A 15,969-nucleotide genomic window follows, 5' to 3' on the forward strand; every position below is an offset into this window, starting at 1 on the left:
TGTGCGATTATGCATTGCTATATTAAAGCAACTACAGATGGAGTCGTTTGACGTTTGTATATGGTTCTATGCTGATTGTAAGGCTCTTGAATACTATATCAACAGAGCACAGAAGTCGCATCTGGCAAGCGATATCATGCTGACGATGTCCCGAAGCACAGCAATGTCCGGAGACATCAGACATACGCTGTACCTCATCAAGGGGATACACCTTACATTCTTTTGTTCTCCTGGACGGCATAACAATATTTTTGCAGGGATTATCCGAAAGCATTTGCATCTTTACTGCATAATCAAAGATGGATTATATAAAGGATAGTTTCAATGCATGCGGCCTCGGCCGCTTTTTTTGCGGAGAAGTGAGTCATTTTAGTGGAGTGAATCCGTTTGTATGGCGGAGGTATTGAACGCATAAAAAAATGTGATAAAATTATTATAAATTTGTCCTATTTGGTACTTTAAGTACGAGTTGATAGAATGAAAGCGATCGCTGAACTGAATATAAGGAGGAATGCATATGACAGATCAGGAGTTCAAGGAACACATGAAAAGATCTCCGGAAGAGTGCATGAAAGCAATTTTCAATGACTACTGCAATTATGTATATATCATAGCAGCAACTAAACTTAAAAGCTGTGGTACTGCGGAAGATATAGAGGAATGTGTGAGTGACGTTTTTACAGAGGTATTCAAAAAGATGAATTATCTTGGTGACCGGGAAGGCGACCTGAAAGGATTTATCGGAGTTATAGCCAAACGCAAAGCAATAGATATGTACAGAAAACTAAGTGTAAAAGCATATAGAACGGTATCTGCTGAAGATGAAGGGATCATGGAAATATCGTCCGGAGAAAACATAATTGAATCTGCTGAGATGTCAGAGCGCAATTCCATCTTACTTAATAAAATAAAAGAATTAGGCGAACCTGACACGTCGATAATAATAAAACAGTACTACTATAATATGACAGTAGCTGAAATAGGAAAAGCGATCTCAATGACCGCAGCCGCAGTACAGAAACGAAGCGTCCGGGCAAGACAAAAGCTGAAAAACATGCTTTGTGAAGTCGGCATAAATTATTAAGGAGGGATATGTATGAATAAGAAAGATGAAATGTTCGGGGAATTCGACATTGACCTTGAAACTGCTGATAGAATTGCAAAAGAGTATCCGTCCCTGTCAGATTCAGCCAGAGAAAGGATGTTTAATATGACTAAGAAGAAAATGAATATAACAAACCATGCTGATGAGGATAACAATAACAGCGTACACGGTGTAGAAAAATACAATCGTCCAAGGTGGATAAAGTTTGCAGGTATGGCAGCAGCAGTTGCTATTATCGCAGGCGGAATCGGCGGAGGAAACTACCTGCTCCGCAATATGAAGAATTCAGCTCCGGCAGAAAGCTCATCATCAGAAGCAGAGCCTTCTACTGATAGTTCATCATCTGCGACAGAAGCTACTACAGGATCTCCTGTGATAACAAGCATTACTACAACAGCTGATACAATAACTACATCTGCTGTCGTTGAGACAACTACAGAAGCAGCTGATACAAAGAGCTTAACTCCTGAAGAGGCAGCACATAAGCTCACTGATGATTATTGGGATTATGAGTGCTTCTTCGATATTTTTGCCCGTACAAGAGGATATGATGGAGATTCAGAGTGCATAAGGTTAAATTACACTATCCGGTATGACGGGTGGACAAGTGATGCTGAACTATTATATTATAAAACTTCTGATGAAAGACTAACTGAGAAAAGTATGGATGGCTTGAAAAAGCTCTATAATACATATTACAGCAAAAATTATGATCCATTCTATTCTGTCAATGCTGAATATACACATAACTATGAGTTATTCGGACCTTCATTTACAGCAGATACTCTTCCTGCTGACGGAAAAATAGACCTTGCATATACATATATTGAGTATGAGGGTGAATTATATCAGAAAGTTATCTCTAGTGATTATATAAGCGATAATTACTGGACAGATGATCCGATGGAAATAACTGACGTAACTGAAAAATCTTTCACACTTAAAAGAAAACTGAATACCACTCCAAATGCAGTATACGAAGCAACTCCCGGCGAAGTAACATTTAAGATAGTATTCGATGAAGAGGCTCAGGACTGGAGAATCGAGCAGAAGGATGTTGAATATGAATATCCAAATACTTCTTCAACTGGTAATTAATAATAACACAGATGAATATTTGTCAGTTGATAGTCGCTACCAAATTCGGAGTAAACGCCAAAAAGTGAAATAAAAGAGTATATGATGAGACCGATTGTGAAAACAGTCGGTCTCATTTGCATATTATTCGATTGTCCGGATAAAAATGTTATTGTGGATCCTGTCGCCGCAGCGGATTTCCGGTTGAGCGCAGATACGGATATGGCTTTTACTATTGTTAATGAACTTCGGGATCAGATAAAACATTGAGATCATAGTCGGGATAAGTAGAAAATGCGTTATTTTGTCCACCTTTTCTTCATATTTTATGTTGACATGAGACAAATAAAATGGTATAATTAATTATAAAATGTTATTTGATATTACAATATTTAACTTGCTGTTGAGTCTTGATAATGAACGAGTCCTGAAACAAGTATATTATAGTCCGTTTGTTAACCTTATTATTAATCAAAAGGAAGTGCATAATAATGATCAAAGGATTGGGATTAAAGAAGCTGATGATAAGTATAAATGCGGCAGTTTTTTTGTGTCAGAGTCTGAGTATTCTGCCTTTACCACAAATAAAAGCAGCCGACATCAGCGGAAGAATTATCTATGTTGCAGAAAACGGCAGCGATCAAACGGGAAACGGTTCATCCGGCAGTCCGTATCGTTCAATCAAAAAAGCTGCTGATGAAGCAACAGCAGGAACAACTGTACTTATTCGCCCGGGTACATATATTGAGGAGGATATCAAGCCAAAGGAATCGGGCAAGGCAGATGCTATGATCGTATTCAGACCTGAAAATACATCTGATATTGGTAAGGTAATAATAAAACATAAGGATGTTTTCAACGGCTCAACAATTACTCCGCAGGTAAAGGCACAGTGGCTTGCCGATACGGGGTGGAAAGAAGATGAGGTCAGGCATTACGATGATGCAGGTATAGAATACTCCATTGCTGCAAGAAAGAATGAGCTGACTGACGTATTTAATCTGTTCGGACGTGACTATGTAAAAATCGAAGGCTTTGTATTCGAGGACTATAAATACGCAAGAAGTACGATCAACATTATGGGAAAGGGCAATGTGGTACTGAATAACCAGTTCAAGAATATCGGCTGTGTTTACAATGCTCCGTGGACCTGGTCCAATCAGGGAGTTTATCGCCCTGATGTAACTATTCCTGTTGCAGGACAGGATAATGTTATCCGAAACAACTACTTCCAGAGTGTATATGGCGAAACACTTTGCTATGACAATCATTCCCAGAACTGTATTATTTCTGAGAACACTTTTATTGGCGCAATAGGAAAAAATGCCGGTGCAGGCGGTGCGGAATCCTCCACATTAGGCGGCAGAGCTGACGGAAACAGAAATAATGCATTTGCCTTCAATTATTCAGGCGGTTCAGTAAACGGCGGAACGATCTGGCTTGATATCAGCGTAAGAGATTTCACTGCCGTCAGAAATGTAGCACACAATACAGCATATTTCATGTTCAATGAGTCTGAATGTACACGCAACTGGGCTTATGAGAATATTGTTTATAATAAACCTCTTGACGAAAACAAGAGAATGCCGATCGGTCCATATTTTATGAATTTCCCCGCACAGAAAATTGAATCCGGACTTTTCTCCGCATTCTGGGATACCGGCTCGACATGGGATGCAAGATGGGTCAATAATGTAACATATAATCTTAAAAATGGTATTTCTCTCGACAGATCATATAATAATGATGTTATAAATAATATTTCCTATGAAGACAATGACAGTATGTATAACAGCAATGATACTGTCGGACTCCTTGTCAAGGAAACATCTGTAAACGGTTTCCATTCATGGCACGGAATCGACCTTAAAGGCGGCGGCTCACTTACTGTTCAGAACAATCAGTGGTATTCAGAAAGGAAACCTGAGTATGTTCGCTATATGGATCCGTCACAGTCTAATATTACGGTAGATGCTTTGAATGCACAGCTTGGAACAAAGACAAACAGTCATGAGAATCCGATGTTTGCAGATCCTGCCGCAGGTGATTTCAGTCTGAAGGAAGGAAGTCCGGCGATCGGTTCAGGTCATAACGGAGTAAACAAGGGTGCATATGCAGTATATCCGAAGACCGATGTAGGTTATAACGAGGATCTCGGTCTGACAGAAGATGTGAATGTAAGCTTTGCAAATCTCAATACTTCTGCTAAACCGGGAGATGTCATTGACCTTAAGCTTAGCCTCAGCAAGCCTGCTGTAAGCACAATGGAATTCAAGGTCGATGCTGTAGCAGGTGATGCACAGCCTGATAAGGATTACAGCTTTGTTGACGATCCGGCTGTAACATTCAATAAAGGCGATACTGAAAAAACAGTCCGTGTTAAAATTCTTGGCGGATATGATCTTGACCAGCTTCTTGTATTCCGCCTTGAACCTGTTGGCACAACAAAACTTGAATCTGTAGGTGCAAGGGATATGCACCTTGTCAGGATCAACAGAGCTGAAAAGCGTGTATTGGTTCTCAGCAATGTTGGTGATTCCATGGGTTCTGTGGTTACAGAATATCATAAGCCGGGTGAACGTGTAACAATAGACGCAAAATCAAGACCCGGTTATACATTTGACGGCTGGCAGGTCGGTATCGATGCAATGGATGTAACTCCGGTCAGTGCAGACGGCACTATTTCCACATTCATCATGCCGGAATACAATCAGAGGATCCAGGCAAAATGGAAGCTGAACGGTTCTCGTGTAAATGTAGCAGGGATTCGCTTGAGTCAGGAAAATATATCACTGAATGCAGGCGAAACTTCTCAGATAAAAGCTGATGTTTTACCGGAAAATGCAACAGACAAGGTGGTCATCTGGACTTCATCAAATCCGCTTGTGGCATCTGTTGATAAAAACGGTGTAGTAACTGCATTATCAGACGGTACAGTCGATATCTTAGCAAGAACACTGGAACCAAGTGACAGGCAGTTTACAGCAAAATGTAAGGTCAGTGTTACAGGTTCGATCGTATCTGCTGAACCTATTCCTTTTGGTGAAAGAATCGAAGCAGAAAATTATACGACCAAATCAGGTATAGAAACAGAAGACTGCAGCGAAGGCGGAAAAGATGTTGCTTACATAGAAAATGATGATCATATCGGATTCAAAAACGTTGATTTCGGAGACGGTGCGGAAAATATTGATTTCCGTGTGGGTTCAAACGGCGGAGATAATTCAATTGAAGTGCGCCTTGGTTCACCTGACGGAAAACTCATAGGAACTTTGAATGTAAGCGATACAGGCGGCTGGCAGACATGGGAAACTCAGAAGTGCAGCATTGATAAGACCTCCGGTGTGAATGATGTTTACCTTGTATTCAAGGGCGGAGAGGGATATCTTTTCAATCTCAACTGGTTCTGCGTAAATAATACTGTGATAGGTGACTGCAATGCAGACGGTAAATTTAATATTGCTGATATCGTAACTTTGCAGAAATGGCTCCTTGCTGTTCCTGATGTGGAACTGAAAGACTGGCAGGCTGCGGATCTGTGCAAAGACGGAAAGATCGATGCTTTTGATCTTTGCATGATGAGAAGATCGTTGAAAAGTAAATAAACGGAAGCTCTCCTGAGAATACGCTGTTAAAGCCCTGAGGAGTACGCCTGTACATACCGCCTTTTTTTCCAATGAGCGAAAGTCCTTCTGTCTTGTGCGGTATCAGGTATACTCCATCTGGGGCTGGAGGATGCTGCTGCGGAGCTTCAACGCATGGAGGAAGTCCAGAACGCCCGACAGGAAATGAACAGAACAAAGGATGAAGCAGTATGATATGCTTCCAGCTACGGCTCACTTCGGTGAGCCGCTATTTTTTTGCCTGTTTTGACTTGATGAAATGGAAGGATTATGGTATAATGATAAGGAGTTGAGGACACTGGTAATTTTGAAGTCGTGCATGTTATTTGTAATGAGCAGATTCCATATGCTGATTTGGTGAAAATTGAGACGAAGGCAGGCTGATAGTAGGCATTACTCAATTGATGAAAGATAATTCTCTAATTCCTGACAAACTTTTCGAGTTGATTGGATTCTTCCTTTAACACCATGCAGACTTAGTATATTCATTGTTAATTCATCATTGTATTTTTTTATGAATTCAAGCTCCATATGCAATGGATACGTTAAGTAGTTTTCTCCGTTTACGACGAATTCTGAATCATCTATTTCTATTCGGTCCAGATTGACTTTGGTTACTTTACATTTAAAAAGGATTGCCATAACGGGTTTTGAAACATAGATATATACGATATCGCCAATTTTAATATTAGGTGAAGATTGCTTCCAGTCAAGACGTTTTAGTTTTGAAAAAGCTTCCTCCACTTTGTAATATTTTTGATTACAAGGAACAATCCATTTCTGCATAAATGCACCTCCGATTATTTTTCATTACTTTGATTATACATCGCATTCTCCTATGTGTCAATATCTGGAGACACTGTAATATGCACAAATATCGGAAAAATCACCTCGCACATTACTAAGCAAAATCTGAGAGGAAAAACGTATGATAAAGGTTATGTTTGTCTGCCACGGCAGCAGGGCTGAAACACATCTTTTAGGGCGCTGTAATGCGGCAAATGCGTGACTTGATTGACCAGTTTGCCGTATGTCTACTACCAAATTACTACTAACGATTTGAAGCCGAAAAATGATGTAAAATAGGGCTTTTCCGAGTAGCTTTGATGCTCGGAGAAGCCCCTTGTTTTTATACGCCCAGATGCTTTTCAAATACTGCCATGATTTCCTCGACGCGCTTATCGCCGATGCCCTTGATTTGACGGAGGTCTTTCTCAACCTCGCGCAAGTCGATAGACTTGCCGTCTTTCTCCAGCAGTCCGTCAGCGTAGCGCATCAACGTGCCACGACACGTTGAAAATGATTACTTTTATCCGCGACTATACTTCGGATACTCTTCAGTAGGCTGTTTTCGCTCAAAATCCGCACGAAGAAATGTGTCTAAAATTCTGGCTTTGGCGGAGGTATAATAATAAAGATGGGGTATATTCATATAAGCCGGTGTTTTTGTTTGCCTTCCTTTCCTGCATGAATGAAAAAGGAGAAGCCTCTCTTTCGGATGTCGTTGAAGCCTTTACATGGTATTACGAAGACCGCATTCAGAACGGTCTGCCAGCGGAGAAGAAGAACTGTATTGATGTCGAAATCACGACCTATTGTTATACTTCATATGTCCTGAAAAAGAAACACATATACACAGTCTCCATATTGCTTTTTCCTTTCCTACTTTATCAATCATGACTGTTTTCCAGATAATTGACAGCCCACTCCAACTCGTAATCTTCCCCGTCACGGAAAATCTTCATCGCTGCATCGAAATCCAGAGGGATGCGTTCCTCAACCGGATTACGGCTGATACGGTCGGGACGGGTGTCGATATTAGGGTCGCCGTTCCCGTCAAGCACAAGACCGACAGGATATCCCACATATAATTCTCCGCCCGAAAGAACGCTGATACCGCCTGTTTCCTGATTGCAACCGTAGGGGTCTGTCAGTCCCGCAAGGGTGACATTGGGCAGTCTTGAAAGGTAGTAGGAAGCACTGTCGCCTGCACTGAGACAGCCGAAGTTCGTCAGAGCGACCACTTTCAGGTCGGCAAATTCGCCGTCGGCATGAATGTTATGATCGGCATTGCAGATATACCTGCCGTTTTTGCGTGTGCCTACACCAAGCCCGTACCAGTCCTCTGTTGTCAGCAGGTCGCAGAGTGCGTTAGTGATCTCGTCAGCACCGCCCTGATTGTTGCGCAGGTCTATCACAAGATACTCCATTCCCTGTGTTTTGAGGTCACGCAGCTTTTCACGGAACATCTCCCTTGCCCGTGCGTGATCACCCATCATGTATCCGACGAATATATCATAAGCCCCATTGTCCGTTGTTTCTTGTGTCACTCTGAGATAGCCGCATTTTTCGTCAAGCATTTTTGTGGAGAAATTCTCGTCCGCCAGGGACTGATATTCTTCTTCTGTGCCTAAGGTCTCAAAATGCCTGTAAGCCCTGAACGCTTCAAGCTGTGTATGCGGGTCGCCTACATCGGTGAGGGTCACGGTCTGCTCTGCTCCGCTTTTATCCACAAAAGATACATCAACAGTCTCTCCGCCGACTCCCGAAAGTACCATCGCTGCCACACGGTCGGCGTTCTCCTTTACAGGCATACCGAGGTCGGGAACATCCTCTGCAAGGGACTGCAAAACGTCCTTACCGCCCCATTTTGTGATTACAGTGCCGTCCTCAATTCCGAGCTTATTCACATCATCGGTGGTGCATACTGCGATCACATCACCATTTTTGAGCTGAACCATTGCAAGACCGTACTCATGGGGCTTATATGACATTGTGTAAGATGCAAAGTGGATCATGTTTTCATCATCGCTCATCACAGGTACATGACCGTCATGAAGCTCACAGCAGAATTGCATGACCGCATCTGCAAATTTCTCCTTGTCCTGTTCCTGCTCCGCTTCCTGCACCATCGGCATATATTTTTCTTCAAGTGCGGCAAAGTCCACTTCCTTCCATTCTTTCAGGATATAATGCTTGTCCATATCCTGCACCAGTGAATGGAAGGATCCGGTGTAGCTTTCCCGTGTATGATTGAAATATAACGGAGACATACCAAGATAGTAGAAGCCGAAAGCACAGGTCACAAGCCCTGTGAGCGCCGCGCTGATCTTATAGCCTATCTTCCGCTTGGCAAAAGGTATAGGCAAAAGCGCAAACAATGCGATGACATACAGCGGGAAATGCCCAATGACAAACAGCGGGAATCCTGTCAGGTAGATCGCCGCATGAACAGCCGCAAGGATCAGTGGCAGCAGACAGAACAGCCGCCACAGCCGCACCTTTTTATTGTCATCCTTCCACTTGTGGTGGAGTATTGCGAGCGTAATCAGAATCACAATGACTGCACCGAACCATATGAGATGTTCCTTATTCGATGTCGAAAGCTGGTGCAGAAGTGAGCCCCAAAATGTGTTCATGTTTGTTTCCTCCGTGATTGATGAATGTAATATCTTTCGCTCCCGCCCTTTGCCTCTTTTCGGATATAAGCGGATATCACTATTATAACATAGAATATCCACGGATGCAAGAGAAAAAGCTTCATTTCTCAAAGCAGACAAATAATCCCCTCAACCAATGAATACAATGTCACCAGCGGAAGGAATTACAGTTTTCTATTCAGTTTTCTATACTACGCGCTATTGCAAATCGAGATAACGATTTGCAATCAGCCGTCTTTGACGGCGGGCGGCGCATAGCGCCGCTAAGCGCTCCGTTTATACGCCCTCTGCCAAAGCCACATAGTGGCTTTGGCGGCTGCTGCGCAGCCTGCAAAGCACAACATTGTTGTGCTTTGCAATAGAGGTCAGTATAATTATATCATATTTTGTATTGATTGTCAATATATAGTGTTGACTCACATCAAAAATTAGTAAATTGTACATAAATATTCTATCAGAATTCATCATCGCCTATTCTCAACATATCAGATCTATTATCTTTGGCAGTTCTGATTATTGCGATTATTAGATTTGTATGGTATACTGTTGTGCTGAAAAGGAGGTATGCCGCCATGCTAAAAGACCTTTATCACGGCAAGATCAATCCATCGGAACGAATCCCTCGACCAGAACCAACAGAAATGACTCAGGAGTGGATGCGGCTTTCAGAAGAGTTTGAGAAGTCGCTCACACCGGAGCAGGTTGAAATGTACCACAGACTTTCGGACATTCAAAGCGAGAGCGCTTCCCTCGACAACGAGGCACTCTATGTGCAGGGGTTCAAGGACGGGGCAAGAATGATGCTGGACGTCCTCGGAAAATGAAAAACAGGCTGCGGTCGATGATGACCGCAGCCTGCTTTTCACTTAATAAAACTAAGATCGTATCTTCTCGCCCCCGTTGGGAACGCCATATAACGCTCTATACTTGATCGAATGTTTTGTAGATCAGCATATCCGAAATAATGCTCTGCCGTATTGATCATTCCAGAATTCAGGGCAAGCGCATCTGTCTGTGAAAGCTGCTGGATATTGTATTCATAAGTTGCGGGTTTACCATGCTGGTTTCTCACCTTAGGAGGCTCGACTAAGTTAGAATCATCAAATCCAAGTAATTTACCAACAGTCAGTCCTTCCGTAGGCAATAGTCCATAGATATCCGACTTTCGATTGAAAAACTTATAAAAAATACTGAGCGAAACAACCGCTAAATCTTTTGTAACAGGGCAGATGAACATATCATATGGCGTAAGCATCTGTGCAACTTGCAGTAAATACGGATTCCTTGATTGCATCGCATAGGACAGCGTATACATACATTTATCGAATGATTCATCCGAAAATGGCGCAATATGTGTTGCTTGATAAGCGAAGCCAGTATCCGGAATAATAAAGTTTTCTTTACACCGTCTCGTGCTTACGAAAATAATGTATGAATGCATGATATTCTTGATATCTACAAACAAGCGGTTCAATGCACCTGCTCCGTCGCTTATCACCTTGCCAAGTTCCTCAAATGGATTCACCATCATATACTGGGCAAGCTCATCTGAATTTTGGCAAGCCAGCACTTTATTGATATTGTCGTAAAAGCGGGATGAGTATCCTTGTACGGCATCTTCAGGGTTTCCGAAGTTCTGTAAGGCTTCTGTACAATTAAAACGAATTGTTGTAACGATGAGATATTTTTTCAAAATGAAAAGCTCTTCTCGTGTCAGTACAATGCGTCGCTGTTCTTTTAGGATCTTGTTGTTTAACAGATTGGCAAATTGACTTTCTGTTTTGTAGCACATGCGATCAGCACGACCGTTTCTACGGTGCTGGATGCGATCTACAATGTCATTATGACAGTATGGAACGCTGTATCCGGCTTCATTTCGTCTGTGCTGAATGTGATCTGGTCGGTGATCTCCAGCATCTGGAATAGCATCCACAGCCATATTTCCAATACGCTGAACGCCATTTATGCGGTCATTTCGAGTGTTTGGAATACGGTCAGCGGATTTATCTCCGGTGTGCTGAATACGATCTTCGGCACGGTTTCCTCCGTATGGAACAGCATCAAGACGACCATCACAAACGTGATGAACGCTGTCAAAACAACAGTTTCTAACATCTGGGACAGCGTGAAAAATGCCGTGACGCAGAAGATCACGGCGATCAAAGATACCATCGTAAATGGCTTCAATGCTGCCGTCAGCTTCATCAAGGGGCTTGCATCGCAGGCGTTCCAGTGGGGCGCAGACATCATTGACGGCATCGTTGGCGGCATCAAGAACTGCATCGGCAAAGTATCCGATGCGGTCAGGGGCGTGGCAGATAAAATTCGTTCGTTCCTGCACTTCTCCGTTCCGGACGAGGGTCCGCTGGCGGATTTCGAGAGCTGGATGCCGGACTTCATGAACGGTCTGGCGGAAGGCATCAATGCTAATACCGCAGTCGTGGAGGATACCCTCACGACCTTCGCAAACGGTGTGACGACCACGATCCGGAACATCATCGAAAAAGCCCTCACGGGTATCGTAAGTATCGTGCAGGGCTTTATGGACGATGTATTCAAGATCATCAAGACGATCTGGGACAATGCGAAAAGTACGATCGACAGCGTCCTTTCGCAGATCAGCAAGGGCGTGAACGGCGGCTGGAAGGGCATCATGAACACGATCCGGTCGGCGCTGAACGACATCAAGAGTGTGGTTACGACGACTTGGAAGGCGGTCGGAACTGTCATTTCCACAGCGCTGGACGGCATCCAAAAGGTCGTGACGGCAGTCTGGGCGGCGCTCAAAACGCTCATCAACACGGGGCAGCTCGACATCAAGTCGGTCATCACGACCACATGGAACGCTGTATCTGATGTGGTGCGCTCCGTCCTCGATGCGATCAAGAGCCTTGTGACGAACGTCTGGAATGCTATGCCGGACACGGTGCGCTCGGCGATGGATCGTGTACGAGATGCGGTGCTGTCGATCTGGGACAATATCCGGGACGGCATCGGCGACCGGCTCGGCGGTGTGCGTGATGCTGTCAACAACGTCATGGGTGCGGTCTATGACGCCGTCATGGACAAGGTGAACAACTCTTGGTCTTGGGGGCGTGACCTCATGCAGAACCTCATCAACGGTATCACCTATATGCTCGGCAGCCTTATCAATACAGTTGCGGATGTGGCACGTTCTATCTGGGAATACCTGCACTTTTCCGTTCCTGAAAAAGGTGCGCTGACCGATGTGGAGGAGTGGATGCCGGACTTCATGAAGGGGCTGGCACAGGGTATCAACAAGAGCAAGAAGTATGTCGAGGCGGCTGTGTCCAGTGTGGCTGATGCCATGACGCTGACGATGCAGTCTGGGCTGAGTGTTGATATGGACGGTATCTCCGGCGCAATGATGAACGGCGGCAGCAGCAGCGTGGTCAACAATTACTACAACAATGACAACAGCCGCACAGTGAATCAGACCAATAATAGTCAGAAATCGCTGTCGCGGCTGGAGATTTATCGTATGACAAGGAATGCGCTGAATGTGTGATGGTTAAAAGTCTGCTGACTCAAACAATCTTTCAAGTTCATCTGGATTTTTAGTTTTATAGATAATTAGCTCTTTCAATTTATCTAAGCTACGGTGTAATTCCATAATGTTTTCTTTCAAGTGAGCGAGTAAAGCGTTAATATCATTAATCCGTTCGTCTATTTCATTTGACACTGATTCAATTGCATCCTTATTATACATATCATAATACTGCCCTTTGTTTGTAACCATCCAGTTATTCACTAAGTCCTGTAAGCTACTGGATTGAAGATCTTCAATCTGTTCGATTATTTCATCGAATAACGATTCATCATTTATTGCGGAAAATTTCTGATTCACACTGTCAGTTGCGGATTCAATATCTGGATCTCTGATGGTATCATAATCCTCAGAAAAAGAATTTATAATTTTTTGATATTTCTCTACTCTGGTTTTAAAATCTTTACAGTCAAAATTTAATTCTACATAATCTTCGTTATAAAATGTCTCACTGGATATTTCAAAAATACAGATATCATCAATGACGCTTTCAATATCCTTAAGAATAGCACAAATATCCGCATAAAACTGTATATGCTTGGAATTATCTAATATACATTCAATGCTTTTCGACCATAAGTCTTCAAACATTTCATCATATATATTTTTTATAACAATCGGATTTCTGATTATAACTCCAGATTCATAGTTGCTGCAACTCGCCTGCGTTAGATTTTGTGAACCTACATAGAGAACATTTTCAGTTCCGATTATTTTTGCATGATTATAACCGTTAAACGCTACTCTGATTCTTTGATTTTGAAGATTTTTGTTAAGGATCTCAAAATACTGTCTTAATTGCTTTTGATACTCCCTTCTATTATTTTTATAATTTATATAAGAATAATCGCCTAAGCCAATTACTATTTTGATATCTGTTAGTCCTTCAGTAGCATCAGAGATTGTTTTTAGCAGTGAGTCTTTTTCATTTGTGCTTATATTATAAGAAACAGCACGAAATTGCTTTGCATTTTTCAAGTCAGCTAATACCTCAGAATACTGGAAAACATTTTTTCCTTCAGGATCGCTTCTGCATAATGTAAAAGCAACACTTCCATCATCGACGATTGGAATGAACATTTCTGAATTCTTCATGATATGATTCTCCTTATACCACTGAATAATTAGTGATTACCATTTATATTATATCACACTCACGCCGAAAAAGTAAAGGGGGTTTTTATGTTCTTTTCCTTAATTTTAGAGAATGCGTCCGATGACCGGGTGGACATGACCACGACCGCTAACCAGTATATGACCGCAAAGGTTGAGGGCTTGAATCCTCCACCCGGCACAATCAGCACCTCCTCCTACGCAGGCATGGACGGCAGCTACCTCAACAACGCCTTCATCGAGAAGCGGAATGTGGTCATTTCCTTCGAGATGCGGGGCGTGGGGGTGGAAGCCAGACGTCACCAGCTTTACAAGGTGGTGAAGCCTTCCCGCTACATCAAGGTCTACTACAAGACGGCGGGCATTGATGTGTTCACGGAGGGCTACGTCGAGACCTGCGAGGTGAACAATTTTGAAATGCTGACTACGGGGCAGATCTCCATTCTCTGCCCCGATATTTATTGGTATTCGACCGAATCGGTCATGGCGTACTATTCGCAGATCACGGGTGCTTTCACGTTCCCGTTCCCGACCGAAAGCAACCCGGAGCCTTTTGTGCTGGGTAAGTACAACTCTAAAAACATGATGGAGATCATCAATGACGGCGATGAGACCGGATTTACGCTGGAGATGGAGGCGATCGCCGATGCACGATCTCCCACGCTCTACAACGCCGACACGGACGAGTACCTGCAAATTTCCGGTGACATCCTCACCGGCGACATCATCACGGTCACGACCAAAACGGGCAACAAGACCGTCACGCTCGACCGTGGCGGTGTCAAGACCAACATCATCAATCGGCTGGTGTCCGGCTCGACTTGGCTCACGCTGCGTGAGGGTAAGAACCGCTTTTACCTGCGTGGCACGGGGCTTCAAAACCTCAAGGTCAAGATCATCCACACCAACGCCTATCTGGGGGTATGACGATGCAGATCGAAGTCTACAAAATGATAGCGGACGGCGATTCGCTGACGATCACGCTGGAGGCGATCTGCGACAGCTTTTCCGCGCTCCTGTGGGATATTGAATACTACAAGTGCGGACAGTTTGAGGTGTATATTGCCGCAAGTCCGCTGACGATCGAGGTCTTTCAGACCGGACGCATCGTCGGGCGGGATGATGATGACCGGCACTTCGGCATCATCGAGTCGGTGCAGAGCGACACCGATGCCGAAAACGGCGACTATCTGACGGTTCGTGGGCGCTTTCTCATGTGCCTGCTGGAACGGCGCATCATCCACCCGACCTATTCTGTCACGGCGGAGACGGCATACAGCAGTATCGTGCAGGCGGTCGTGGAGCAGAATGCGATCGGTGCGGGCAACCGCAGGATTCCGGGGCTTTCGCTCGGAACGGTCTCCGGCGCTTGCTGGGAGCAGACCGCCAAGCTCCAGATCAGCTACGCAAACCTCATGGAGTGGGTGTATACGATCTGCGAGAAGATCGGCGGGACGGCGAATATCCGGCTGGTGAAAGCCTCCGGCGAGGAATACCGGATGGTGTTCGACCTCTCGGAAGGCACTGACCGGAGCGTAATGCAGGAGGAGAATCCGCATATCGTCTTTTCGGACGCATACAGCAACCTCCTGTCGTTCAGCTATGCCGAGGACATTGCCATTCAGCGCAATTTCGCCTATATCTACGGTCAGGGCAAGGGCGCAGACCGCAAGAATACAACATATTGTGTCGGCGAGGAGCCTGCTTACCTCGACCGCTATGAGCTGTATGTGGATGCGGATGATATTGCGGAGGAACAGCAGATCGACGGCGAGACCGTCCCCATTCCGGAGGATGAGTATATCGCACTGCTCCAGAACCGTGGCTCGGAAAAGCTGGTGCTGCCAAAAACGGCATCAGAGTCCGAGATCGCAGCGCACAACACGCAGTATGTGTATAACAAGGACTATGCCGTCGGCGATTATGTGACGGTGCAGCATCGGCGCTTCGGCATGATTCAGCCGTGCATTCAGCTTATTGGCATGATCGAGGGCTTCGACCAGAACGGCAGAAGTCTGACACCAACTTTCAAGGAGGTATGAT

13 protein-coding genes are annotated in these 15,969 nt (G+C 44.2%); 7 read left to right on the plus strand and 6 right to left on the minus strand.

What is annotated here, in order from left to right; all coding sequences use genetic code 11:
• Positions 1-31 precede the first annotated feature (31 nt).
• Positions 32-184 (minus strand): hypothetical protein, encoded by a 153-nt coding sequence (locus BT127_RS16675; RefSeq protein WP_175541900.1) that lies wholly within the window; start codon positions 182-184, stop codon positions 32-34.
• A gap of 384 nt (positions 185-568) precedes the next feature.
• Between BT127_RS16675 and BT127_RS02340 the strand changes: the two genes are divergently transcribed.
• The 3 genes from BT127_RS02340 (at position 569) to BT127_RS17115 (ending at position 5,787) form a co-directional block, all read left to right on the plus strand.
• Positions 569-1,084: a sigma-70 family RNA polymerase sigma factor gene (locus BT127_RS02340; RefSeq protein WP_318257116.1), complete on the plus strand. Its 516-nt coding sequence runs from the start codon at positions 569-571 to the stop codon at positions 1,082-1,084.
• 12 nt (positions 1,085-1,096) lie between these two features.
• On the plus strand, positions 1,097-2,203 hold the full coding sequence (locus tag BT127_RS02345; RefSeq protein WP_075423421.1) for a hypothetical protein: 1,107 nt from the start codon (positions 1,097-1,099) through the stop codon (positions 2,201-2,203).
• Positions 2,204-2,673: 470 nt separating this feature from the next.
• The gene (locus tag BT127_RS17115; protein ID WP_075423422.1) at positions 2,674-5,787 is read left to right on the plus strand and encodes a carbohydrate-binding protein; all 3,114 of its coding nucleotides are present in this window, start codon (positions 2,674-2,676) and stop codon (positions 5,785-5,787) included.
• 411 nt (positions 5,788-6,198) lie between these two features.
• Here the strand turns inward: BT127_RS17115 and BT127_RS02355 are convergent, their stop codons facing one another.
• The 3 genes from BT127_RS02355 to BT127_RS02360 form a co-directional block, all read right to left on the minus strand.
• The gene (locus BT127_RS02355) at positions 6,199-6,591 is read right to left on the minus strand and encodes a hypothetical protein (RefSeq protein ID WP_075423423.1); all 393 of its coding nucleotides are present in this window, start codon (positions 6,589-6,591) and stop codon (positions 6,199-6,201) included.
• A gap of 343 nt (positions 6,592-6,934) precedes the next feature.
• On the minus strand, positions 6,935-7,081 hold the full coding sequence (locus BT127_RS16685; protein ID WP_175541901.1) for a hypothetical protein: 147 nt from the start codon (positions 7,079-7,081) through the stop codon (positions 6,935-6,937).
• Between the two features lie 394 nt (positions 7,082-7,475).
• A complete protein-coding gene (locus BT127_RS02360) occupies positions 7,476-9,224 on the minus strand; it encodes a S41 family peptidase (protein WP_075423424.1) in 1,749 nt (582 codons plus the stop codon).
• Positions 9,225-9,817: 593 nt separating this feature from the next.
• On the opposite strand from BT127_RS02360, the gene BT127_RS02365 reads away from it, so the two are divergent.
• Positions 9,818-10,069 (plus strand): DUF6809 family protein, encoded by a 252-nt coding sequence (locus tag BT127_RS02365; protein WP_082334864.1) that lies wholly within the window; start codon positions 9,818-9,820, stop codon positions 10,067-10,069.
• A 38-nt stretch (positions 10,070-10,107) separates the two neighbouring features.
• Here BT127_RS02365 and BT127_RS02370 read toward each other — a convergent pair whose 3' ends face one another.
• Positions 10,108-11,037 (minus strand): hypothetical protein, encoded by a 930-nt coding sequence (locus BT127_RS02370; protein ID WP_139275356.1) that lies wholly within the window; start codon positions 11,035-11,037, stop codon positions 10,108-10,110.
• 51 nt (positions 11,038-11,088) lie between these two features.
• On the opposite strand from BT127_RS02370, the gene BT127_RS02375 reads away from it, so the two are divergent.
• The gene (locus BT127_RS02375; protein WP_139275358.1) at positions 11,089-12,774 is read left to right on the plus strand and encodes a phage tail protein; all 1,686 of its coding nucleotides are present in this window, start codon (positions 11,089-11,091) and stop codon (positions 12,772-12,774) included.
• 3 nt (positions 12,775-12,777) lie between these two features.
• On the opposite strand, the gene BT127_RS02380 is transcribed toward BT127_RS02375, so the two are convergent.
• The gene (locus tag BT127_RS02380) at positions 12,778-13,908 is read right to left on the minus strand and encodes a phospholipase D-like domain-containing protein (protein WP_075423426.1); all 1,131 of its coding nucleotides are present in this window, start codon (positions 13,906-13,908) and stop codon (positions 12,778-12,780) included.
• A gap of 87 nt (positions 13,909-13,995) precedes the next feature.
• Here BT127_RS02380 and BT127_RS02385 point away from each other — a divergent pair, with 87 nt between their 5' ends.
• Together BT127_RS02385 and BT127_RS02390 are read left to right on the plus strand one after the other, a co-directional pair.
• The gene (locus BT127_RS02385; protein WP_075423427.1) at positions 13,996-14,853 is read left to right on the plus strand and encodes a phage distal tail protein; all 858 of its coding nucleotides are present in this window, start codon (positions 13,996-13,998) and stop codon (positions 14,851-14,853) included.
• A gap of 2 nt (positions 14,854-14,855) precedes the next feature.
• Positions 14,856-15,968 (plus strand): siphovirus ReqiPepy6 Gp37-like family protein, encoded by a 1,113-nt coding sequence (locus tag BT127_RS02390; protein WP_075423428.1) that lies wholly within the window; start codon positions 14,856-14,858, stop codon positions 15,966-15,968.
• Position 15,969 lies beyond the last annotated feature (1 nt).

It is taken from the genome of Ruminococcus sp. XPD3002 (assembly GCA_900119535.1).
Taxonomy (GTDB): Bacteria; Bacillota; Clostridia; order Oscillospirales; family Ruminococcaceae; genus Ruminococcus; species Ruminococcus flavefaciens_H.